This is a genomic window from Streptomyces sp. NPDC002566 (assembly GCF_042889585.1).
Taxonomy (GTDB): Bacteria; Actinomycetota; Actinomycetes; order Streptomycetales; family Streptomycetaceae; genus Streptomyces.
The window spans coordinates 389217-409914 of record NZ_JBIARD010000001.1 but is presented as its reverse complement, the minus strand read 5'-3'; the positions used below and the strand labels follow the sequence as shown (position 1 = coordinate 409914).

The following is a 20698-nucleotide window of genomic DNA, read 5'->3' as shown; positions in this document are numbered from 1 at the left end:
CCCGCAGGCTCCGGCCCGCGGTGGCCGCAGACGTCCCTGAACACACCGGGAGCCGAGCCCCCATGCGTCCGACAGGCCGTCACCGACCCCCGCCCGAGCGCCGCTTCCCCGATCACGACCCGGAACTCCGAGCCGCCGCACGGTACTTCGCCGGACGTCGTCGCTTCCTCACCCTCGGCGCGGCCGCTGCGGCGCTGGCGTTCGCCGTCCCCGCTCCCGCCGCGGGCGCGGCCACGGCACGGGCGCTCGACGCTGCGCGGATCACCGAGAACCCCTTCACCCTCGGCGTCGCCTCAGGGGACCCGCTCCCCGACTCCGTCGTCCTGTGGACCCGCCTGGCCCCCGACCCGTACGAGCCCGGCGGAGGGCTGGCCGGGCAGTCGGTGACCGTCGACTGGGAGGTGGCCCAGGACGAGCGGTTCGCCGCAGTGGCGCGCGGCGGCACCACGACGGCGGTGCCCGAGTACAACCACACCCTGCACCTCGACGTCGACGGCCTCCAGCCGGGCCGGGTGTACTACTACCGGTTCAAGGCGGGCCCCTGGATCAGCGAGACGGGCCGCACCAGGACCGCGCCCGCCCCCGGCGCCGCTGTCACCCGGCTGTCCCTGGCCGCGGTGTCCTGCCAGGCGTACCACGACGGGTACTACACGGCGTACCGCCATCTCGCCGGGGAGGACGTCGACGTCGTCTTCCACCTCGGCGACTACCTGTACGAGTACGCGGTGGACGCGGCCGGCGGGGCCCGCAAGTACACCGACCGGGTGCTGCCCGAGGCGTTCAACCGGGAGACCGTCACCCTGGAGGAGTACCGGCTGCGGTACGCCCTCTACAAGAGCGACCCCGACCTCAGGGCCGCCCACGCCGCGCACCCCTTCGTCGTCGCGTGGGACGACCACGAGACCGAGAACGACTACGCCGGCGGGATCGACGAGAACGGCGGTCCGCCGGAGGAGTTCCTGCTGCGCCGCGCCGCCGCCTACCGCGCGTACTGGGAGCACCAGCCGCTGCGCGCAGCCCAGTTGCCCGCCGGGCCGGACATGCGGATGTACCGGCGGCTGCACTGGGGCGACCTCGCCCAGTTCGACGTGCTCGACACCCGGCAGTACCGCTCCGACCAGGTCTACGGCGACGGCAGGCAGGTGCCGGGACCCGAGTCGGACGATCCGGCGCGCACCCTGACCGGCGCGGCCCAGGAGCGGTGGCTGCTGGACGGCTGGCAGGCCTCGCGGGCGCTGTGGAACGTGATGCCGCAGCAGGTGTGCTTCTCCCAGCGCAAGCTGGACCTGAACGAGCAGGCGCTGATGTCGACGGACGCCTGGGACGGCTACCGCGCCTCCCGGCGGCGCGTCCTGGACGGGGCGAAGGCGGCCGGTGTGGACAACCTCGTCGTCCTCACGGGTGACGTCCACGTCGGCCACGCCTTCGACATCAAGGACGACTTCGACGATCCGGGGTCGCGGAACCTGGGCGCCGAGTTCGTCGCCACGTCCATCGCGAGCGGCCGGAACGGCGCCGAGCGCCCTTCGACCTGGCAGACCTATCTCACGGCCAATCCGCACATGAGGCTCTACGACGGCCGGCGCGGCTATGTGCGGGTGGGGCTGGACCGGGAGGCGGCGCGCGCCGACTTCAGGACCGTCTCGGCGGTCACCACGCCCGGCGCGCCGCTCTCCACGGCGGCGTCGTTCGTGACGGAGGCGGGCAATCCGGGGCTCGTGCCCGTGTGACGGGCAGGAGCCCCGCGAGAGCGTGCTGCGCCGAGCGCCGGCGTCACGCGCCGGTGCAGGGCGCGCCGTTGAGGGTGAAGTCGTACGGGGCCGAGTTCCCGCCCTGCCAGGAGGCGAGGAAGCCGAAGGACAGGCTGCCGCCGGCCGGGACCTTCTTGTTGTAGTCGGCGGACGTGGCGATGACGCGCGAGCCGTCCTGCGAGAAGCCCGCGTCCCACATCTGGTCGACCCGCTGCCCGTTGCGGAAGGCCCAGGCGACGCTCCAGGAGTCGACGGGGGCGGTGCTGGTGACGGTCACGGTGGCCTGGAAGCCGGCGGGCCACTGGTTGACGAGTTCGTAGCGGACCTCGCACGCCGACGCGTCAGGGCTCTCGTCGGCGCCGGGGCCCGTGGTGCCGGAGGAGGTGCCCTGGGGTTCGGGGTCGGGCTTCTCCTTCGCCGTGGGCGTCGCGCTGCCGGAGGGCTTCGCCGAGCCGGAGCCGGACGCGGAGGCGGGGGCGGGCCCCCGGGAGGTGGCCGAGGTGGTGGGCAGCGTGGACGGGAGGGCGGGGACGCCGGGGCCGGCCACCGGGGTGCTGTCGGCCGGCGAGCCGCTGAGCGCGCTGTCGTCTGCCTTGCCGCCGAACGGCGTCAGCGATGCCGCGAGGGCCAGCCCGGAGACGAGGACGGCGGCCACGAGGAGGCTGTTGCGCACCGCGCGTGCCCTGCGCGCCGCGGCGTCGAGTGGCACGCCGTCGGCGTCGGGCGCGGTGGGACGGCCGGCGCCCATCCGCACCTCGGCGGCGCGGCGGCGGCGCTCCAGGTAGGCGAGGCCGCCCCAGCCGATGACCCCGCCGGCGAGGGCGGCGGGCAGTCCGCCGCCGTGCAGGCGCAGACAGGCCGCGGCCTCCGCGCACTCCACGCAGGTCGCGAGGTGGCGGGAGAGGTCGTCGGGCGTGTCGGCGACGGGCGAGCGGGTGACGGCGTCCAGGAGGCGGACGTAGCCGCGGCAGTCCGAGTTGATCGGCGTGTCGAGGTGGTTGCGGTGGCAGCGGTCCCGGAACAGGCCGCGGACCTGGTTGAGTTCCTCCATCGCGGCCATCGGGTCAAGGCCCTGACGGCGGGCCACCGCGTGCAGCGGCAGCGCCTCGACCTCCGCCAGCCACAGCAGGGCCGCGTCAGCCTCCTGCATGTCGCGCAGCCCGCGCAGGGCGAGGGGGCGCTGCAGGGGCGGCCCGGTGTAGCGAGCGGCCTTCTCCGAGTTCAGCCACAGCCGCAGGTCCGGGTCGAGCTTGTGGCCCTGCCCCTCGAACTCCCAGGCGGCCGCCGTGGTGCGTACGGCGGTCAGCAGCAGCGGGATCCGGGGCAGCCGGGACGAGCGCCGGCCGGCGGAGTGCCGGGGGTCGTCGTCAGCGGCGCGTGCCTCGCGGATGCCGAGCGCGAACGCCTCGCGGGCCAGTTGGTTGGCCGCGGCCGACCCTGACGTGCACAGGTCGGCGTAGGACAGGACGGCGTCCCAGCACTCCGAGAAGAGCGCGGCCTCGGCGGCGTCCTTCGGGGTCGGCAGGTCGGGCATGAGTCTCCTGCATTGAAAAGCGAGGTCAACTCAGCATGACGGCAATGGAGTTGGGGGGAACCTCGCGGCAGGGGCGAAGTTTTTCACGCCGCCTGCACAAATGACAAGCGCCCTGTTCAGATGTCAGCACAGGGCGGCCTCGCCGCGGTTCCGGTCTCCCGTACCGCTTTCTACGGACGGGGGCCGCCCTGTGTTCAGCGTCGCGGCGACTTCATCCGCCGACGTGTCCGGGCTCCTCGGCGACCGGGGCGCCCTGCTCCGGCAGGCTGTCCATGAAGGAGCTGACGGAGAATACCGCGCGGCCGGGGCCGGGCGGGCCGTAGCCGGGAGGCGAGGAGAGCCCGAACTCGTCCATGGTGGCCCGGTAGGCCTCCAGCAGCCGGATGTGGTACTCCAGCGGCGCCCCCTGCGGGTTGGCCTTGCCGAGCGGGGTCGTCGGCTCCGGGCACCAGGTGGTGAACCGGGGCGTGATCCCGTTCGACATGAAGAAGCGCAGGCCCTCGGTGGTCGAGGCGATCGCCTCGTCGACGGTGGTGAAGCCGAACGGCTCGGCCATCTCCACGCCCGCCACGAAGTTGGGGATGACGTTGCGCGCGCCGAAGACCTCGGCCGAGTCGAGGATCCGCTTGTGCCACTCGTCGCGGCCGACGTACCGCTCCTTGCCGGGGCAGTACATCTTGAACAGGTACTCGTCCCACACCTCGTAGTTGGGGTGGTAGATCTGCACGCCGTAGTCCTTGAAGCGCTGCACGTCGTCGCGGGGCAGCGCCTGGGCGACGACCTTGCCGATCCAGCGGCCGGGGAAGCGCTCCTCGATGGCCTTGGCGTAGTGGCCGTAGAAGTCGGCCTCGTCGCGGCCGGAGACCGTCTTGGTGATGGCGCCGCCGGTGAGGGTGTAGGCGGTGGAGGCCTTGGCGGTGTCGTAGCGGTCGATGATCTCCAGCGCTTCCAGGACCTCCTCCACGTCCTTGACGCCGGTGTACGGCCGGCCGGCCGCCTTGTGCTGACGCCAGTTGTGGTTGATGTCGCAGTACTGGCACTCCTCCTTGGCGCCGAAGTACTGGCAGACCCGGAAGACGGTCAGGTAGATCAGATAGCCCCACTGGATGGTGGGGGCGACCTCCATGACGGACTTCCCGTTGGAGAGGGTGTGCCGGTAGTACTCCGGCATGGGCGGCACACCGACGTCGGCGATGCGCCGGCCGTCGAGGTAGAGCCCGAGCAGCCCCTCGTCGTCCGCCGCCACCCGGTACGGCGAGGACGGGTTCACGCGCACGGACACCACCGTGCGGCGCAGGTCGTAGGGGCCGCCGGTGAGGATGATCTCCTCCGGCGGGCGCCTGAGCGCCGCCTCGCCCAGCTCGGGCAGGGTGCCGTGGTCGAAGGAGAAGATGAAGTACGACTTCGGCTTCACCTCGCCCGACTCGTTGTCGCTGAGGGCGGAGGGGTCGAAGGCCACTCCCCCGCGCAGCAGGTCCTCCTTGAAGACGGCCTCCCGCGGAACATGCGGAAACCGCTCCATCAGATCCTCGACCAGCGCGGTACGGCTGCCCATCCGTCTCTCCTCCCGGCTCAGGCGTACGACTCCTCACGGTATGCCCCGGCGCGGACGAGCGTGGGGGCGGGGGGCCCGGTGTCGCCGGCGAGGTAGGTTTCACCTGGGAACTCGGGGTTCTCACCGGCTCGGGAGGGGCGACCGCATGACGGAGAGCGTGAGGAACTGGGCGGGCAACATCACCTTCGCGGCGAGCGGCACGCACCGTCCGCGCACCCTCGACGCGCTGCGCTCGCTCGTCGCCTCCGCCGCCCGGGTGCGGGTGCTGGGCAGCGGGCACTCCTTCAACCGGATCGCCGACCCGGGTGCGGACGGGGTGCTGCTGTCGCTGGACGCGCTGCCCGCCGAGACCGACGTGGACACGGCCGCCCGGACGGTGCGGGTGGGCGGCGGCGTGCGGTACGCGGAGCTGGCGCGCCGGGTGCACGCGCGAGGGCTCGCGCTGCCCAACATGGCCTCGCTGCCGCACATCTCCGTGGCCGGTTCGGTGGCGACCGGGACGCACGGCTCGGGCGTGCGCAACGGCCCGCTCGCCGCCGCCGTGCGGGAGGTGGAGATCGTCACCGCGGACGGCTCGGTCCTCACCGTCGGGCGCGGCGACGAGCGGTTCGGCGGGGCCGTCACCTCGCTGGGCGCGCTCGGGGCCGTCACCGCGCTCACCCTCGACCTGGAGCCGGCCTTCGAGGTCGAGCAGCACGTGTACACCGAACTGCCCCTGGAGGGGCTGGACTTCGAGGCGGTGGCGGGGGCCGCCTACAGCGTGAGCCTGTTCACCGACTGGCGGGCACCGGGCTTCAGGCAGGTGTGGCTGAAGCGGCGTACGGACCAGCCGGCGGCGGTGTTCCCGTGGGCCGCGCCGGCGACGCGGGCGCTGCACCCGGTACCGGGGATGCCGGCGGTCAACTGCACCGAGCAGTTCGGGGTGGCCGGGCCCTGGCACGAGCGGCTGCCGCACTTCCGGGCGGAGTTCACCCCGAGCAGCGGCGACGAACTGCAGAGCGAGTACCTGCTGCCGCGTACGGACGCGCTGGGCGCGCTGCGCGCGATCGACCGCGTGCGGGAGCAGGTCGGCCCCGTGCTCCAGATCTGCGAGGTGCGCACCGTCGCCGCCGACGAGCAGTGGCTGAGCCCCGCGTACGGCCGTGACTCCGTCGCCGTCCACTTCACCTGGGTCGCCGACGCCGAGGCGGTGCTGCCCGCGGTCCGCGCGGTGGAGGCGGCGCTGACGCCGTTCTCACCGCGGCCGCACTGGGGGAAGGTCTTCGCGATGCCGGCCGCCGAGGTGCGCGGCCGCTTCCCCCGGCTGGGCGACTTCGCGAAGCTGGTGCGCGAGACGGACCCGGCCGGGAAGTTCACCAACGCGTTCGTCCGGGACGTCCTTTCCGGCTGACGCCGCCACGCCCGCCCTCGCGACTTTGTACACCCCCTTTCCTAACCCCTTGTAGAACCGGGGGCCGCGTCATAGCCTGGCGCGGCGCCGGTGCCGTCGCGACGCCGGTCCGGCAACGGAAGGGATGGAGGGCCCAAGCCGGTGAAGCGCACGTCACGTGACATCCGGACCGCGAACCGCTACGAGGTGCTGCGCCAGATCATCGCCAGTTCGCCCACCTCCCGGCAGGAGCTGGCCGCCGCCACCGGTCTGAGCCTCGCCACCGTCGCCACCCTCGTCGGCGAACTGCTCGACCTGCGCATGATCACCGAGGTCGGCTTCGAGGATTCCGCGGGCGGCCGCCCCCGGGGCCTCGTCGCCGTCAACGCGTCGGGGGGCGCGTTGATCGGTGTGGACATCGCCGAGACGTACGTCCACGTCGAGCTGTTCGACCTGGCGCTGAACGTGCTGGCCCGGGCCGAGGAGGACATGCGTCCCGGCGAGAGCAGGCCCGAGCAGGTGGTCGGCCATGTCGCCGCCGCGGCCGGCTCGGTGGTCGCCCAGGCCGGGGTGGAGGCGGCGCGCGTCCTCGGCGTCGGGGTGAGCGTGCCGGGACAGGTCGACCGGGACACCGGCATCTGCGAGTACGCCCCCAACTGGGACTGGCACGACGTGCCCTTGCTCGACCTGCTCTCCGAGCACATCGCCTACCCGCTCTACCTGGACAATCCGCTGCGCGCCTGCGCGGTGGCCGAGCTGTGGTTCGGGGCGGCGCGCGGACACGGGGACGCCGTCGTCGTCAACCTCGGCACCGGGGTAGGCGCCGGGCTCGTCCTCGGCGGGGGGCTGCACCGCGGGGTCAGCAACAGCGCCGGGGAGTGGGGCCACACCACGCTCGTGCTCGACGGCCGGCTCTGCCACTGCGGCGACCACGGCTGCGTGGAGACCTACGTCGGCGCGCCCGGCATCATGCAGAACCTGCGGGAACTCAGCCCCGACAGCGCCCTGCTGCACCCCGAGGACCAGACGGCGACCATCGACGCCCTGGCCCGCGGGGTCGCCGCCCACGACCCGGTGGCCGTCAAGGTGGTGCGCGACACCGCCCGCTACCTGGCGGCGGGCATCGCCGACCTGGTCAACCTGCTCAACCCCGAGGTCGTCGTCCTGAGCAGCTGGGTCGCCGTACGGCTCGGGGAGCCGCTGCTGCGCGAGGTCCGCGAGGCCGTGTCCCGGCACGCGCTGCGCCGGCCGCTGGACTCGACCGAGATCGTCCTGTCCCCGATCCCCTCCGACCCCGTCTGCCTGGGCGCGGCCACCTTCGCGCTCGAAGGGGCGCTGCAGGCCGTCGGGCAGCGCAGACGGCACCCCTCCAGACCCGACCCCGCCGTCGGTTAGCACCCCCCTCGTCCGGTATCCCGAACGCCGCACAACGCTTCGTACAGACTTCGTCCAACCCCTTGCCGAAGCCTTAGCCGAAGGTTAACGTCCCGCACCGCGACGCCATTCAAGCCATCTGGCGCTGAAGCCGTGTGAGCCGCAGCCGTACTCGAGACAAGGACGTCAGCATGTCGGCAATGAGCAACAGCAACTTCTCCCGCCGTTCACTCTTCAGGGCCGCCGCGGGCATGGCCGCCGCCGGCTCCCTGGCCGCGTGCGGCGGGAACAACGGGCGGGGCGGCGGGGCGGGTTCGGGCGTCAGCCTGACGCAGTTCTTCCACGCCTACGGCGAGGCGGGCACCGAGCAGGCCATCAGGAAGTACGCGAAGGCCTATGACAAGGCCCATGTGACCACGCAGTGGATCACCAGCGCCGACTTCGAGAGCAAGCTGTTCGCGACGCTGCTCACCAAGAACGCGCCCGACATGTTCGAGTTCCACCCGCAGATCCAGATGGTCAAGAGCGGCCAGGTGGCGGACCTGACCGACATCATCGCCCCGGTCAAGGACGACTTCAACCCGGCCGACATCAAGTCGCACACGGTCGACGGCAAGATATACGGCGTCCGGATGATCGACGACCCGCAGTTCTTCTTCTACCGCAAGTCGATGCTGGAGAAGGCGAAGGTCGACGTCCCGACCACGTTCGACGAGCTGATCGAGGCCGCCGCCAAGCTCACCACCGGCAAGGTCAAGGGCCTGTACATGGGCAACGACCTGCACGGCGTCATCAACCCGATGATCTGGTCGGCCGGCGCGGACACCCTCGACGAGAAGAACCAGATCGCCTACCACACCCCCGGCGTCATCGAGGGCATCAAGAAGATGCGCAAGCTGTTCACCAGCGGCGACCTTCTTCTCGGCGCTCCGACCGACTCCTGGGACCCGTCCTCGTTCAATCAGGGCCTGTGTGCCATCCAGTGGTGCGGCATGTGGGCGATGCCCGCGATCCAGAAGGCGCTCGGCGACGACTGGGGCGTCTTCCCCTTCCCGAAGACCGTCGACTCGGGCAAGCCGTCGGTCTACAACGGCGGCTGGTCGATGTTCGTCAACGCCAAGGGCAAGAACGTCGACGCGGCCAAGGAGTACGTCAAGTGGCTGTGGATCGACCAGAAGCAGTACCAGGAGGAGTGGGCCACCTCCTTCGGCTTCCACATCCCCCCGCGCACCTCGCTCGCCCAGAGCGCCACCAAGCTCAAGTCCGGCAACGCCGCCGAGGGGGTCAAGCTCTTCAACGAGTTCGGGCACTTCGACAACATCGGCTGGACCCAGGCCATGATCACCTCCCTGGAGGACGTCTTCGCCAACAGCGTCCGCAAGGACATGGACCCGGAGGCCGCACTCGACAAGGCCGACGCGGCCGTCAACCGCGAGCTCAAGAAGCTGTTCGGATAGACCGCGGGACGGACCACGACATGTCGACGACCAAGACGCGTGTCCTCGCGCCCCCCGCCCCGGTGCAGGCCTCATCGGCCAAGCCGCGGCGGGGTCTGCGGGGCAGCCCCACCTTCAACTTCTGGCTCTTCTGCGGGCCGTTCCTCATCGGCCTGGCGATCTTCGTCTACGCGCCGATCCTCTGGAGCCTCTACCTCAGCTTCTTCGAGGCCCGCTTCACCGTCACACCCGACAAGTTCGTCGGCTTCGAGAACTACGTCTACATGCTGACGAACGACGACTTCGTCGGCTCGCTCGGCACCTTCACCGCCTTCGCCGCCTTCATCGTGCCCACCACCTGGGCCCTCTCGCTGGGCCTGGCCCTGCTGGTGAACCGGCTGCGCTTCATGCGGGCGTTCTTCCGGTCGGTCTTCTTCCTGCCGACCGCGTGCAGTTACGTGGCCGCCTCGCTGATCTGGAAGATGTCCATCTTCAGCGGGGTCCGCTTCGGCCTCATGAACACGGTCCTCGGCTGGTTCGGGATCGAGAACATCGCCTGGCTCGCCGACCCCAACCCGCCCTGGTACTGGCTGGTCATCGTCACCGCACGACTGTGGCTGCAGGCCGGCTTCTACATGATCCTCTTCATCGCGGCGCTGCAGAACATCCCGGACGAGCTGTACGAGGCCGCCTCCATCGACGGCGCCAAGCCCGGCTGGCAGACCTTCCGTCACATCACCCTGCCCCAGCTGCGCGCCACGTCCACCGCGGTGATCCTTTTGCTGCTCATCGCCGCCTACCAGGCCTTCGACGAGTTCTTCAACCTCCTGTCGAAGACCACATGGGGCCGTCCGCCCCTCGTCGAGCTGTACTACAAGGCCCTGGGCGAGAGCCAGGACTACGGTTCCGGCAGCGCGGGCGCGGTCATCCTGACCGTGCTGATCTGCGCCGTGACCCTGCTCCAGGGCAAGCTCATGGGCTTCGGAAGGGGGGACGAGTCCAAGTGACCACCACGATGCCCGAGGCCGAGAAGGCCGCCCCGGAGTCAGGCAGGCCCCGCCGCCGCGGGCGCGGCGGCGGCGTGATGAGCTCGACCGGGCTCTACATCGCCACCGGGATCTCCGCCTTCTTCTTCCTGGTCCCGTTCTACCTGCTGGTGCGCAACGCGCTCTCGACCGACGCCGAGATCACCGGAGAGAACTGGAAGTTCTTCCCCACCGACATCCAGTGGGGCAACATCAGCGAGCTGTTCACCGACGAGACGGTCCCCTTCGCCCAGTCGCTGTGGAACTCGGCGGTCGTCGCCACCCTGCACACCGCCGGCGTGCTGCTGGTGTGCTCCCTCGCGGGGTACGCCCTCGCCCGCATCCCGTACAAGCACGCCAACAAGGTCTTCTACGCCGTGCTGGGGACCCTCATGGTCCCGACCGCCGTCACCTTCGTCCCGAGCTTCGTGCTGGTCTCGTCACTGGGCTGGGTGGACACCTACCGGGGCCTCATCATCCCGGGCCTGTTCAGCGGCTTCACCTGCTTCCTGTTCCGGCAGTACTTCCTGGGCTTCCCCAAGGAGCTGGAGGAGGCGGCGCGCGTGGACGGACTCGGCTACTGGGGTGCGTACTGGCGCATAGTGGTACCCAACTCCCTGAACTTCTTCGCCGCGATGGCGACGATCACCTTCATCGCGGGATGGAACGCCTTCCTGTGGCCCCTGGTCATCGGCCAGGACCCCGGATCGTGGACCGTCCAGGTCGCGCTCTCCAACTACATGACCAACCAGACCGTCGTCTTCCACATGATCTTCATGGCCACCGCCTTCTCCATCCTGCCCCTGATCTTCGTGTTCCTCTTCCTCCAGCGCTGGCTGGTGCAGGGGATCGCGCAGACCGGCATCAAGGGTTGATGCCGGCCACCCCGACCGCCCACGATCGAGCACCTGGAGACCGATGTCCTTCCCCATCACCACGGCCGTCGACTACGTCGAGGACGTCTCACCCGGCAGCGGCGCCCTCGCGCCCCGCGCCTGGTACGCGTCCTCCGACGCCGACTCCCTCTCGCTGAACGGCAGCTGGCGCTTCCGGCTGTCGCCGACCGCCGACGCCCAGGACGACTCGTTCGCCGCCGAGGGGTACGACGCCGGGGACTGGGCCGAGGTCACGGTCCCCGGGCACTGGGTCCTCCAGGGCCACGGCTCCCCGATCTACACCAACCACCTCTACCCCTTCCCGGTGGACCCGCCGCGCGTCCCGACCGAGAACCCGACCGGTGACCACCTGCGCGTCTTCGACCTGCCCGAGGACTGGCCCGCCCTCTCCGAGGGCGGCACCGTCCTGCGCTTCGACGGCGTGGAGTCCTGCGCCCGGGTCTGGCTGAACGGCACGGAGATCGGCGAGTTCAAGGGCTCCCGGCTGCCGCACGAGTTCGCCGTCGGCCCGCTGCTGAAGACCTCCGGCAACGTGCTGGCGGTCCGCGTCCACCAGTGGTCGGCGGGCTCCTACCTGGAGGACCAGGACCAGTGGTGGCTGCCCGGCATCTTCCGTGACGTGACGCTGCTGCACCGCCCGGCGGGCAGCGCGGGCGACTTCTTCGTGCACGCCTCCTACGACCACCGCACGGGCGAGGGCACCCTGCGCGTCGACTCCGAGGTCGAGGGACGGGTGATCGTCCCCGCGCTGGACATCGATGTCGCGACGGGCGAGCCGGCCACCGCGCGGGTGGAGCCGTGGACGGCCGAGACGCCCCGCCTCTACGACGGTGAGCTCGTCACCGCCGGCGAGCGCGTCCCCCTGCGCGTCGGATTCCGCACGGTCGTCCTGGAGGACGGCCTGATCAAGGTCAACGGCCGGCCCGTGCTGTTCAAGGGCGTCAACCGGCACGAGTGGCACCCGGAGAAGGGCCGCTCGCTCGACCTGGAGACGATGCGCGAGGACGTGCTGCTGATGAAGCGGCACAACATCAACGCCGTCCGCACCTCGCACTACCCGCCGCACCCGGCCTTCCTCGACCTGTGCGACGAGTACGGCCTGTGGGTGATCGACGAGTGCGACCTGGAGACCCACGGCTTCGTCGAGCAGGACTGGCGGGACAACCCCGTCGACGACGACCGCTGGACCCCGGCCCTGCTGGACCGCGCCGCCCGCATGGTCGAACGCGACAAGAACCACCCGTCGGTGGTGATCTGGTCCCTGGGCAACGAGGCCGGCACCGGGCGCGGCCTCACCGCGATGGCCGAGTGGATCCACGGCCGCGACGCCTCCCGCCTCGTGCACTACGAGGGCGACATCAACTGCCGTGACACGGACGTCTACTCGCGCATGTACGCCTCCCACGAGGAGGTCGAGCGCATCGGCCGCGACCTCGACGGCGGCACCCACAGGCGACGCGAACTCCCCTTCATCCTCTGCGAGTACGGCCACGCCATGGGCAACGGCCCCGGCGGCATCGCCGACTACCAGCGGCTGTTCGAGGCGCATGAGCGGCTCCAGGGCGGCTTCATCTGGGAGTGGATCGACCACGGCGTCAAGGACGAACGCTACGGATACGCCTACGGCGGCGACTTCGGCGAGGAGCTGCACGACGGCAACTTCGTCTGCGACGGCCTGCTCTTCCCGGACCGCCAACCCTCGCCGGGACTCGTGGAGTTCGCGAAGGTCGTCGAGCCCGTCGCGATCACCGGTGACGGCGCGGACGGCACCGTGCGCGTCACCAACAAGCAGGACTTCGCCGACCTGTCGGCGCTCGCCTTCGAGTGGGCCCTCCAGGCCGACGGCGAGACGGTCGAGTCGGGCAGCCTGCCGGTGCCCGCGCTGGCGGCCGGCGAGTCGGCCGAGGTGAAGCTGCCGCACCCGGCGCACGGCGTCCCCGGCGGCGCGGAGACGCGGTGGACGGTACGGGCCGTACTGGCCGGGGACACCGCCTGGGCGCCCCGGGGCCATGTCGTGGCCTGGGGTCAAGTGCTCCTCGCCGAAAGGTCGTTGCCGTCGGTCGCGGCGACGCGCGGCCCGGAGGCCGGCGACGGCGTGATCACGCTCGGCCCCGGCGTCTTCGACGCCCGCACGGGCGCGCTGAAGACGATCGGCGGGGTCTCCGTCGAGGGACTGCGCCTGGACGTGTGGCGGGCGACCACCGACAACGACGACGGCGCGTCCTGGCAGACCGACGTCCGGCACGCCGAGGTGTGGCGCAAGCTGGGCCTGCACCGCATGCGGCACCGCCTGGACGCGGTGGAGACCGGCGAGAACGCGCTGACGGTCCGCACCCGGGTGGCGCCGGCCGCGTGGGAGGTGGGCCTGGCGACGGTGTACCGGTGGACGTCCGACGGCGACCGGCTGCGGCTGACCGTCTCGGTGACCCCCGAGGGCGACTGGACGGTGCCGCTGCCCCGCCTCGGCGTCCGCTTCGGGCTCGCCGAAGCCGACCGGGTGACCTGGTTCGGCGGCGGACCCGGCGAGGCCTACCCCGACACCAGGGCGGCGGCGATGGTCGGCCGCTGGGAGTCGACCGTGGACGCGCTGCAGACGCCGTACGTCCGGCCCCAGGAGAACGGCGCCCGCGCCGACGTCCGCTGGGCGCGGCTCGGCGGTCTGCGCATCGAGGGCGACCCGGAGTTCTACCTCACCGCACGGCGCTGGACCACCGAGCAGCTCGACGCCGCGCGGCACCGCACGGACCTGACGCCGGGCGACACGGTGTGGGTCAACCTCGACCACGGCCAGCACGGCATCGGCTCGCAGTCCTGCGGCCCGGGCCCGCTGCCGCAGTACTTCCTGAACGCCGCTCCCGCCGAGTTCTCCTTCGTGTTCTCGGCGTCCGACTGAACCCGCCACGACACACGGTCGTCACCCGGCGTCGACAAATCGATCGACCGACTGATCGACGACCGGACACGGTGACGACGACTCCCGCGGCCGGCCGGCTCCCCAGCCGGCCGGCCGCGCCACTTCGGAGGTTGAACGAGTGAGCGGCACCATCGCGGTGCGCGGCCTGTCCCGCACCTTCCACACCACCGTCCGTCGCCCCGGCTTCACCGGCGCGCTGCGCTCCCTGGTCGATCCGCAGCGGGTCGCCAAGCACGCCGTCACCGACGTCTCCTTCGACGTGGCCGCGGGCGAACTCCTCGCACTGCTCGGCCCGAACGGCGCCGGCAAGTCCACCACCATCAAGATGCTCACCGGCATCCTCACGCCCACCTCCGGCGAAGCGCGCGTCGCGGGCGTGGTGCCCTACCTGGAACGCGAGCGCAACGCCCGTAACATCGGGGCGGTGTTCGGGCAGCGCACCCAGCTGTGGTGGGACCTCCCGGTGCGCGAGTCGTTCGCGATCCTCAAGGACATCTACGCGGTGCCGAGCGCCGAACACGCGGCCCGGCTGAAGGAGTTCGACAAGCTGCTCGACCTGTCGTCGTTCTGGGACACCCGGGTGCGCCATCTGTCCCTCGGCCAGCGGGTCCGCTGCGACCTGGCCGCCGCGCTGCTGCACGACCCGCCCGTGGTCTTCCTCGACGAGCCGACCATCGGCATGGACGTGGTGGTCAAGGAGCAGGTCCGCGAGTTCCTGCGGCACCAGGTCGAGGAACGCGGCCGGACCGTCCTGCTCACCACCCACGACATGACGGAGGTGGAACGGCTCGCCGAACGGGTGGTGCTGATCAACCACGGCCGGCTCGTCCTGGACGGCTCACTGGACGAGATACGCCGGGAGTTCGGCTCCACCTGGCAGGTGCGGGCCACCCTCGCCGACCCGCACGCCGAGGTCGTGCCGCTGCCGGGCATCGCGGTGCTGCGACGGGAGGGAGCGCGGGTCGTCTTCGGCCCCGACGGCGACGGCGCCCCGACGGTCCACCAGGCGCTGAAGGCCGTCATCGAACGGTGCGAGGTGAACGACATCGCGCTCGACGAGGCCGATCTGGAGGACGTCATGCGGGCGGCGTACGCGCAGGCCGGGGAGGCGTGATGGCCGTCCTCCACGGCTGGCGCGCCGCGCGCGTCACCCCGCTCGGCGAGCTGAACACGCCGCCCCGGATGACGGCCGCGCTGTTGCGGCTGACCGTGCAGGTGGTGCTGGTGGCGTCCCTGTGGCGCGGCCTGTACGAGCAGACCGGCACCACCGCGGGACTCGACCGCGACCAGGCCGTCACCTACGCCGTGATGGCCGTACTGGCCTCCCGGCTACGGGAGTTGGACCAGTTCGCCGGCCGGGACACCGTGATCCAGCACATGCACTTCGGCACCATCGTCTACTGGTACCTGCGCCCGCTGCCCCCGCAGCGCTACTACGCGCTGCGCGCCCTGGGCGAGCAGGTGTACGGGTTCGCGTGGGCCCTCGGCGGATACGCCGTCTGCCTCGCGGCCGGCGTGGTGCGGCCGCCGCAATCCGCGGCGGTGGCGGGGGTGTTCGCGGTGAGCCTGCTGCTCGGGCAGTGGGTGCTGTACTACGTGATGCTCGCCCTGGACCAGTTGTGCTTCTGGACCCTGCGCAACAACGCGGCGATGATGATCCTCGTCTTCGCGCAGAACCTGCTGTCCGGGGTGTACGCGCCGCTGTGGTTCTTCCCCGACTGGTTCATCACGCTGAGCGCGTTCCTGCCGTTCCAGGCCACGCTGAGCGTGCCGCTGTCGCTGTACGTGGGCCGGATCGAACTGTCCGACGCTCCCATGCAGTTGGGCGTCCAGGCGGCCTGGGTCGTGCTGCTCGCCCTGTTCACCCGGCTCCTGTGGTACCGGGCCGCCCGCCGAGTGATCTCCCAAGGAGGCTGAGGCCCGTGAACGGCGTCCGGATCATGTGGCGGGTCACGCTGCTCAACTTCCGCGCCCAACTGGAGTACCGCACCGAGTTCCTGATGATGATCGCGATCGGCGCGGTCTGGCAGGTGTCGGTGATCGTGTTCGCGACGGTGCTGCTGTCGCGGTTCACCGGGATGGGCGGCTGGGACAGTTCCGACGTCCTGCTGATACCCGCGACGCGGATGCTCGCGCACGGGCTGTTCGTGCTGTTCCTCGGCCGGGTGCACGGTTTGGGCCGGCACATCCAGGAAGGGGTGATCGACACCTGCCTGGTGCGCCCTATGCCGGTGCACCGGCAGATCCAGCTGGCGTACTTCCCGACCAACGCGATCGGCGACCTGACGGTGGCGGCCGGTCTGATGGCGGGCGCGATCGGCCGCAGCGACCTGGACTGGACGGCAGGCCGGATCTCGTACCTGGTCGCCGCCGTGCTCTGCGGGATGCTCCTGGAGGCCGCCCTGTTCACGGCGGTGGCCTGCGCCTCCCTCCGCTTCCCGGCGGCCGACTACTGGGGCCGCTGGCTGGAGGAACTCCTCGGCACCTTCGGCAGCTACCCGCTCAACGTGCTCCCCAGGGCCGTGGGCGGCTTCCTGACCTACGGCCTCCCCCTCGCGTTCGTCGCCTACTTCCCCGCCGCCGTGCTCACCGGCCACACCACCGCCGTCCCCCACTGGCTGGCAGCAGCCTCACCCCTCCTGGGCGCACTGGCCTACCTGGCCTCCCGCCTGCTGTGGCGCTGGAGCCTGCGGCACTACACCGGGGTGAACGGCTGAGACCACCCGACACCGGCGACCGTCGCCTGTGACCGTCCAGCTCGGGACGGCGGCCGCATCTCGCCGGGAGCTTTACACTCCTCCGTGTCGATCCCGACTTCCCCGCCACCGGCCCGAGTGACGAGTGAGGCCCCATGCCCCGAGCCGGCCTCACCGCGGACCGCCTGGTCGCGGCCGCCGCCGACCTCGCCGACGAGGTGGGCTTCGACGGCGTCACCGTCTCCGCGCTGGCCCGCCGCTTCGGCGTGAAGGACGCGAGCCTGTACTCGCACGTCCGCGGCCTCAAGGACCTGCGGACCCGCCTCGCGCTCCTCGCCGGCGGCGAGATGATCGACCGGATCGCCGCGGCCGTCGCCGGGCGGGCCGGCAAGGACGCGCTCGCCGCGTTCGCCGACGCCTACCGGGAGTACGCGCTGACCCATCCGGGCCGGTACGCGGCCACCCAGATCCCCGTCGACCAGGAACTCGTCGCCGACGCTCCCGCCCTCCGCCGCACCGCCGAGATCACCTACGGCATGCTCCGCGCCTACGGCCTGGAGGAACCCGACCTCACCGACGCCGTCCGCCTGCTGCGCAGCACCTTCCACGGGTACTGCGCCCTGGAGGCCGGCGGCGGCTTCGGCGCGCCCCGGGACGTACGGCGCTCCTGGGACAAGGCGATCGACGCGCTGCACATCGCCCTCACCCACTGGCCCCGTGAGACCTGAGTGACCGCGCATCAGCCGGCGGCCGACCGCTCCGCCGCGCTGCGCTCCACGCAGAACTCGTTGCCCTCCGGGTCGGCGAGCAGCGCCCAGCCCGTGCCGTCGGGCCTGCGGTGGTCGGCGACGAGGGTGGCGCCGAGGGCGAGCAGCCGGTCGACCTCCTCGTCGCGGGTGCGGTCCTGCGGCTGGAGGTCGAGGTGGACGCGGTTCTTGACCGTCTTCTTCTCCGGGACCGTGACGAACAGCAGCCCCGCGCCCTCGATCAACGCCTCCGGGTCACCCGGGTTGTCGTCGTCGTGCAGCGGCTCGCCGAGGGCCTCGGCCCAGAAGCTGCCGAGGGCGTAGGCGTCGGAGCAGTCGATCGTGACGTGCCGGATTCTCGATGTCATGCCGAGGATTGTTGTGCACACGGCGACATGCGGACAACGGGGATTCGGCCGGTCAGCAGGGCGCGACCGACCACGACGGGGACGCCGGGCCCGCGTCCGGAGAACCGGGCGGGCCGGCGTCCGCGGACGCTTCCGGAGCGCCGAACCGGAACCGGGCCGACTTGCCCGAAGCCCAGCGGACGGTCAGCTCCCGGGCGTCCCGCCCCTCCCCGGACACCTCGACCGACACCAGGTCCGTCAGCGGCTCCGGATCGGGGTCGGCGGTGAGGCGGGCCAACGCGACGAAGAGGGTCGCGGGAGCGTCGTCCGTCGTCCCGGTCAGCGTGGATTTGCCCGACAGGCCGTGCACGGGCAGCAGTTCGGCCCGCTGCCCTTCCTCCGCCGCCCAGCCCGTGACCCGCACCTCGGAGCCGGGGTCCGCGCCCGCCACCAGATGGGCGCGGACCTCCGCCGCGCCGTCGGCCACCACCAGGCTGGTGATCTCGGCCCCGGAACCGACCGCGTGCCGGGACGCCGCCCAGCCCTCCCCCACGCCCAGCGGGACGATGCCCTCGCGGTGCGGATCGCCGCCTACGAGAACGGAGTTGTCCGGCGGCGTGCCCCCCGAGGGGCGGGTCGCGGTCGAGTAGGCGAACCGCGTGTAGTACGGGTCGTAGCGCACGTCCTCGCTCCCGTGGTTGTGCAGCCGCACCAGTCCGTCCGAACTTGTGCTCTGCAACAGCCAGTTGGGAGGGATCAGGGAAGTGACGGCGTCGCCGCGTTCCACCGGGCCCGGCTCCTCCACCGCCGTCCACACCTCGTGCTCCGCGGGCAGGAGGAGGCCGATGAACCCCTTGCTCGCCCAGTATGGGGACGCCGGTCCCGAATAGCCTTGCAGCACAGCGGAGTCGGGGCCGTGCCAGCCCAGGGTGAGCAGCCCGCGGGAGTCGACCGCGCCGCGTTCCAGGAAGTACTTCAGCGCGCCCGACGCCAGCCGGCGGGTCTCGCCGGGCGCGAGCGGGGTGTGGCCGGTGAGCGCGCCCAGCCAGAGGGGGGCGGTCGTCGCGAAGCGGTAGGTGAGGGAGCGGCCCTGGTGCAGGGGCGCGCCGTCGCCGCCGAACAGGCGGGCGTAGTCGGCGAGATGGCGTGACAGACGGCCGCCGTACAGGTCGAGGAGCCGGGTGTCGTCGGCGAGCCAGGCGTGCAGCACCGTATAGAGGTGCATGGCCCAGCCGTTGTAGTAGTCGAAGGCGCGGATCGGGCCGTCGGTGTACCAGCCGTCGCCGACGTACCACTGCTCGATCCGTTCCAGGCCCCGGTCGACGGCCTTGCGGGAGGCGTCCGCCTCGACGCCGACGGACTGGAGGAAGCCGCCCACGGTGACGGGGAACAACTCCCAGTTGCAGGGCCACGGTTCGGCGGTCAGCGCCTCGCTCAGCCAGGCGGCGGCCCGCTGTCGGACACCGTCGTCGAGGCGGTCCCAGAGCTCCCGCCGGGTGAGCCGCAGGGCGAGGGCGATGGACGCCGCCTCGACGAGCGGCTGGGTCCGGTCCTCGATCCGGGGCCAGACGCCGGACACGCCGGCCGCGAGTCCGTCGGCGTAGCGTTCGAGGGCCGTCTCGTCGCGGCGGAAGGCGGCGAGGAGGAGGGTGCGGGCGTAGCCTTCCAGCCCGTCGGAGAGGCGGCCCGTCCAGCTCTGCCGGTCGCCGGGGAGGTGGTAGAGGGCGCGGTCGTCGGTCGCGTACGGCTCCACGGCGGCGAGCAGGCTGTCGGCGGCCGCCTCCCAGTGGGCGCGGGTGCAGCCGGTACGGGGACTGAGGTCGCGGTCGGGCGGGGGGAGGTGCATCGGCGGTCGCTTCCGGTAGAACAAGCGGCGGGACAAGGGCGAAAGGGGCGGGAAGAGGCGGGCGCGGGAACCGGGTCGGAGTGGAGGGCCGGGCTTGGACCTGGGGGCGCCCCGGTTCCGGTCGGGGCGCCCCCAGGGGCTCATCCCACCCGCACCATGCCCTTGGGCACCAGATGCCGGGCGAGGAGTTCGTCGCGGACCAGACCCGCGTAGACCGTGGCGCCGTGCACGGACGTGTGCGTGTTGTCCCGCTTCTCGTTGTAGAGGTACAGCGCCTTGGAGCCCTCCACGCCCAGCGACTCCACCAGCGCCTTGGTCTTCGCCGTGAGGTCGACGACCGGGACGCCTCGCGCGGCGGCGACCGCGCGGACCACGGCCGGGTGGTCGACGCCGAGGCCGTTGACGAGCAGGGCGGTGCCGTTGTTCAGGGTGCCGTCGGCGTTGAACCAGCGGCGCACGATCGGCGTGACGAGGACCGGCTTGCCGCCCTTGTCCCGGACGCCCGCCACCAGCGTCTCCAGGTTCGCCCGGTACGTCGCCTCGTCGGTGGTCTTGTCGTTGTGGGCGAGCTGGATCAGCACCAGGTCACCGCGGCTGATCTGCGGCTGGACGGTGGCCCACAGCTGCGGGTTCCCCAGATAGGTGACCGTACTCTCGCCGGAATCGGCGTAGTTGGCGACGGAGACGCCCTTGTGGAAGTACTGCGGGAGCCGCTGGCCCCAGCCGGCGTAGGGGTCGCCCGGCTGATCGCAGACCGTGGAGTCGCCGACCAGGAAGATCTGCTGGGTGTGCCGGGCGGGCGTGACCCTGATCCGGTCGAGGGCGGGGGCGGCGCCGCCGAGGGCGAGGTCCAGGCCGTCGGTTCCGGCGGCGCCGGTCGGCTCGCCCTCGGGGGTGCGGACGTTCACCGTGAAGCTGAGGGCGAGGCGCTCACCGGCGGGGACGGCGGTCTCGGGGAGCAGGGCGCGCCGGGTCTCGCCGCTGATCGCGGTGCTGGACGCCGTGTCGCCGCCGAGGACGACTCTCACGTCGTAGGTGCCCGGCGGGACGTCGAAGTGGCACGCGGTGGGAGTGCAGCCCTCGGTGCGGGAGCCCGGCGGCTGGGCGGCCTCGGCGGCGGGTACGGCCGTCAGCGCGGCGGTCAGCGTCAGCGCGGCCAGCAGGGCTGGGGTGAAACGTCTCACTGCGGTTCCTCCGTCAGGGCTACCG

Annotated in this window: 16 protein-coding genes; 11 read left to right on the top strand and 5 right to left on the bottom strand. The window is 71.7% G+C overall.

Annotated features, from left to right (window positions below; translation table 11 throughout):
* Positions 1–62 precede the first annotated feature (62 nt).
* Positions 63–1730 carry an alkaline phosphatase D family protein gene (locus ACFYXA_RS01660; RefSeq protein ID WP_389027383.1) on the top strand — a complete coding sequence of 556 codons (1668 nt, stop codon included), beginning with the start codon at positions 63–65 and terminating at the stop codon, positions 1728–1730.
* 43 nt (positions 1731–1773) lie between these two features.
* Here the strand turns inward: ACFYXA_RS01660 and ACFYXA_RS01655 are convergent, their stop codons facing one another.
* Together ACFYXA_RS01655 and ACFYXA_RS01650 are read right to left on the bottom strand one after the other, a co-directional pair.
* The gene (locus ACFYXA_RS01655; RefSeq protein ID WP_389027381.1) at positions 1774–3285 is read right to left on the bottom strand and encodes a cellulose binding domain-containing protein; all 1512 of its coding nucleotides are present in this window, start codon (positions 3283–3285) and stop codon (positions 1774–1776) included.
* 211 nt (positions 3286–3496) lie between these two features.
* A complete protein-coding gene (locus ACFYXA_RS01650) occupies positions 3497–4840 on the bottom strand; it encodes a radical SAM protein (RefSeq protein WP_352247241.1) in 1344 nt (447 codons plus the stop codon).
* A gap of 145 nt (positions 4841–4985) precedes the next feature.
* On the opposite strand from ACFYXA_RS01650, the gene ACFYXA_RS01645 reads away from it, so the two are divergent.
* From ACFYXA_RS01645 to ACFYXA_RS01600, 10 genes are all read left to right on the top strand, one after another.
* Positions 4986–6230, top strand: coding sequence for an FAD-binding protein (locus ACFYXA_RS01645; RefSeq protein ID WP_389027379.1), 1245 nt, complete (start codon positions 4986–4988; stop codon positions 6228–6230).
* Between the two features lie 141 nt (positions 6231–6371).
* Positions 6372–7604 carry an ROK family protein gene (locus ACFYXA_RS01640; RefSeq protein WP_389027377.1) on the top strand — a complete coding sequence of 411 codons (1233 nt, stop codon included), beginning with the start codon at positions 6372–6374 and terminating at the stop codon, positions 7602–7604.
* 179 nt (positions 7605–7783) lie between these two features.
* Positions 7784–9040, top strand: coding sequence for an ABC transporter substrate-binding protein (locus tag ACFYXA_RS01635; RefSeq protein WP_389027375.1), 1257 nt, complete (start codon positions 7784–7786; stop codon positions 9038–9040).
* Between the two features lie 20 nt (positions 9041–9060).
* A complete protein-coding gene (locus tag ACFYXA_RS01630; protein ID WP_352247245.1) occupies positions 9061–10026 on the top strand; it encodes a sugar ABC transporter permease in 966 nt (321 codons plus the stop codon).
* A gap of 8 nt (positions 10027–10034) precedes the next feature.
* Positions 10035–10919: a carbohydrate ABC transporter permease gene (locus ACFYXA_RS01625; protein ID WP_389028986.1), complete on the top strand. Its 885-nt coding sequence runs from the start codon at positions 10035–10037 to the stop codon at positions 10917–10919.
* A 43-nt stretch (positions 10920–10962) separates the two neighbouring features.
* The gene (locus ACFYXA_RS01620; RefSeq protein WP_389027372.1) at positions 10963–13833 is read left to right on the top strand and encodes a glycoside hydrolase family 2 TIM barrel-domain containing protein; all 2871 of its coding nucleotides are present in this window, start codon (positions 10963–10965) and stop codon (positions 13831–13833) included.
* A 139-nt stretch (positions 13834–13972) separates the two neighbouring features.
* Complete coding sequence (locus tag ACFYXA_RS01615) at positions 13973–14968, top strand: ATP-binding cassette domain-containing protein (protein ID WP_389027370.1); 996 nt, start codon at positions 13973–13975, stop codon at positions 14966–14968.
* Positions 14968–15771 (top strand): ABC-2 family transporter protein, encoded by an 804-nt coding sequence (locus ACFYXA_RS01610; RefSeq protein WP_352247248.1) that lies wholly within the window; start codon positions 14968–14970, stop codon positions 15769–15771. Before ACFYXA_RS01615 ends, ACFYXA_RS01610 begins: the two co-directional genes overlap by 1 nt.
* Before the next feature lie 5 nt (positions 15772–15776).
* On the top strand, positions 15777–16571 hold the full coding sequence (locus tag ACFYXA_RS01605; RefSeq protein WP_389027367.1) for an ABC transporter permease: 795 nt from the start codon (positions 15777–15779) through the stop codon (positions 16569–16571).
* 134 nt (positions 16572–16705) lie between these two features.
* Positions 16706–17278: a TetR-like C-terminal domain-containing protein gene (locus tag ACFYXA_RS01600; RefSeq protein ID WP_389027365.1), complete on the top strand. Its 573-nt coding sequence runs from the start codon at positions 16706–16708 to the stop codon at positions 17276–17278.
* An 11-nt stretch (positions 17279–17289) separates the two neighbouring features.
* On the opposite strand, the gene ACFYXA_RS01595 is transcribed toward ACFYXA_RS01600, so the two are convergent.
* The 3 genes from ACFYXA_RS01595 to ACFYXA_RS01585 all read right to left on the bottom strand — a co-directional run bounded on the left by ACFYXA_RS01595 (position 17290) and on the right by ACFYXA_RS01585 (position 20673).
* On the bottom strand, positions 17290–17664 hold the full coding sequence (locus ACFYXA_RS01595) for a VOC family protein (RefSeq protein WP_352247251.1): 375 nt from the start codon (positions 17662–17664) through the stop codon (positions 17290–17292).
* Between the two features lie 52 nt (positions 17665–17716).
* Positions 17717–19489, bottom strand: a complete 1773-nt coding sequence (locus tag ACFYXA_RS01590) for a DUF2264 domain-containing protein (RefSeq protein WP_389027363.1) — start codon at positions 19487–19489, stop codon at positions 17717–17719.
* 140 nt (positions 19490–19629) lie between these two features.
* Positions 19630–20673, bottom strand: coding sequence for a rhamnogalacturonan acetylesterase (locus ACFYXA_RS01585; RefSeq protein WP_389027361.1), 1044 nt, complete (start codon positions 20671–20673; stop codon positions 19630–19632).
* Positions 20674–20698 lie beyond the last annotated feature (25 nt).

What these genes read in the sequence shown, in the direction of transcription:
- ACFYXA_RS01660 (WP_389027383.1), top strand. Translation starts at nt 63, where the DNA reads ATGCGTCCGACAGGCCGTCACCGACCCCCGCCCGAGCGCCGCTTCCCC.
- ACFYXA_RS01655 (WP_389027381.1), bottom strand. Translation starts at nt 3,285, where the DNA reads ATGCCCGACCTGCCGACCCCGAAGGACGCCGCCGAGGCCGCGCTCTTC.
- ACFYXA_RS01650 (WP_352247241.1), bottom strand. Translation starts at nt 4,840, where the DNA reads ATGGGCAGCCGTACCGCGCTGGTCGAGGATCTGATGGAGCGGTTTCCG.
- ACFYXA_RS01645 (WP_389027379.1), top strand. Translation starts at nt 4,986, where the DNA reads ATGACGGAGAGCGTGAGGAACTGGGCGGGCAACATCACCTTCGCGGCG.
- ACFYXA_RS01635 (WP_389027375.1), top strand. Translation starts at nt 7,784, where the DNA reads ATGAGCAACAGCAACTTCTCCCGCCGTTCACTCTTCAGGGCCGCCGCG.
- ACFYXA_RS01630 (WP_352247245.1), top strand. Translation starts at nt 9,061, where the DNA reads ATGTCGACGACCAAGACGCGTGTCCTCGCGCCCCCCGCCCCGGTGCAG.
- ACFYXA_RS01625 (WP_389028986.1), top strand. Translation starts at nt 10,035, where the DNA reads ATGCCCGAGGCCGAGAAGGCCGCCCCGGAGTCAGGCAGGCCCCGCCGC.
- ACFYXA_RS01620 (WP_389027372.1), top strand. Translation starts at nt 10,963, where the DNA reads ATGTCCTTCCCCATCACCACGGCCGTCGACTACGTCGAGGACGTCTCA.
- ACFYXA_RS01610 (WP_352247248.1), top strand. Translation starts at nt 14,968, where the DNA reads ATGGCCGTCCTCCACGGCTGGCGCGCCGCGCGCGTCACCCCGCTCGGC.
- ACFYXA_RS01600 (WP_389027365.1), top strand. Translation starts at nt 16,706, where the DNA reads ATGCCCCGAGCCGGCCTCACCGCGGACCGCCTGGTCGCGGCCGCCGCC.
- ACFYXA_RS01595 (WP_352247251.1), bottom strand. Translation starts at nt 17,664, where the DNA reads ATGACATCGAGAATCCGGCACGTCACGATCGACTGCTCCGACGCCTAC.
- ACFYXA_RS01590 (WP_389027363.1), bottom strand. Translation starts at nt 19,489, where the DNA reads ATGCACCTCCCCCCGCCCGACCGCGACCTCAGTCCCCGTACCGGCTGC.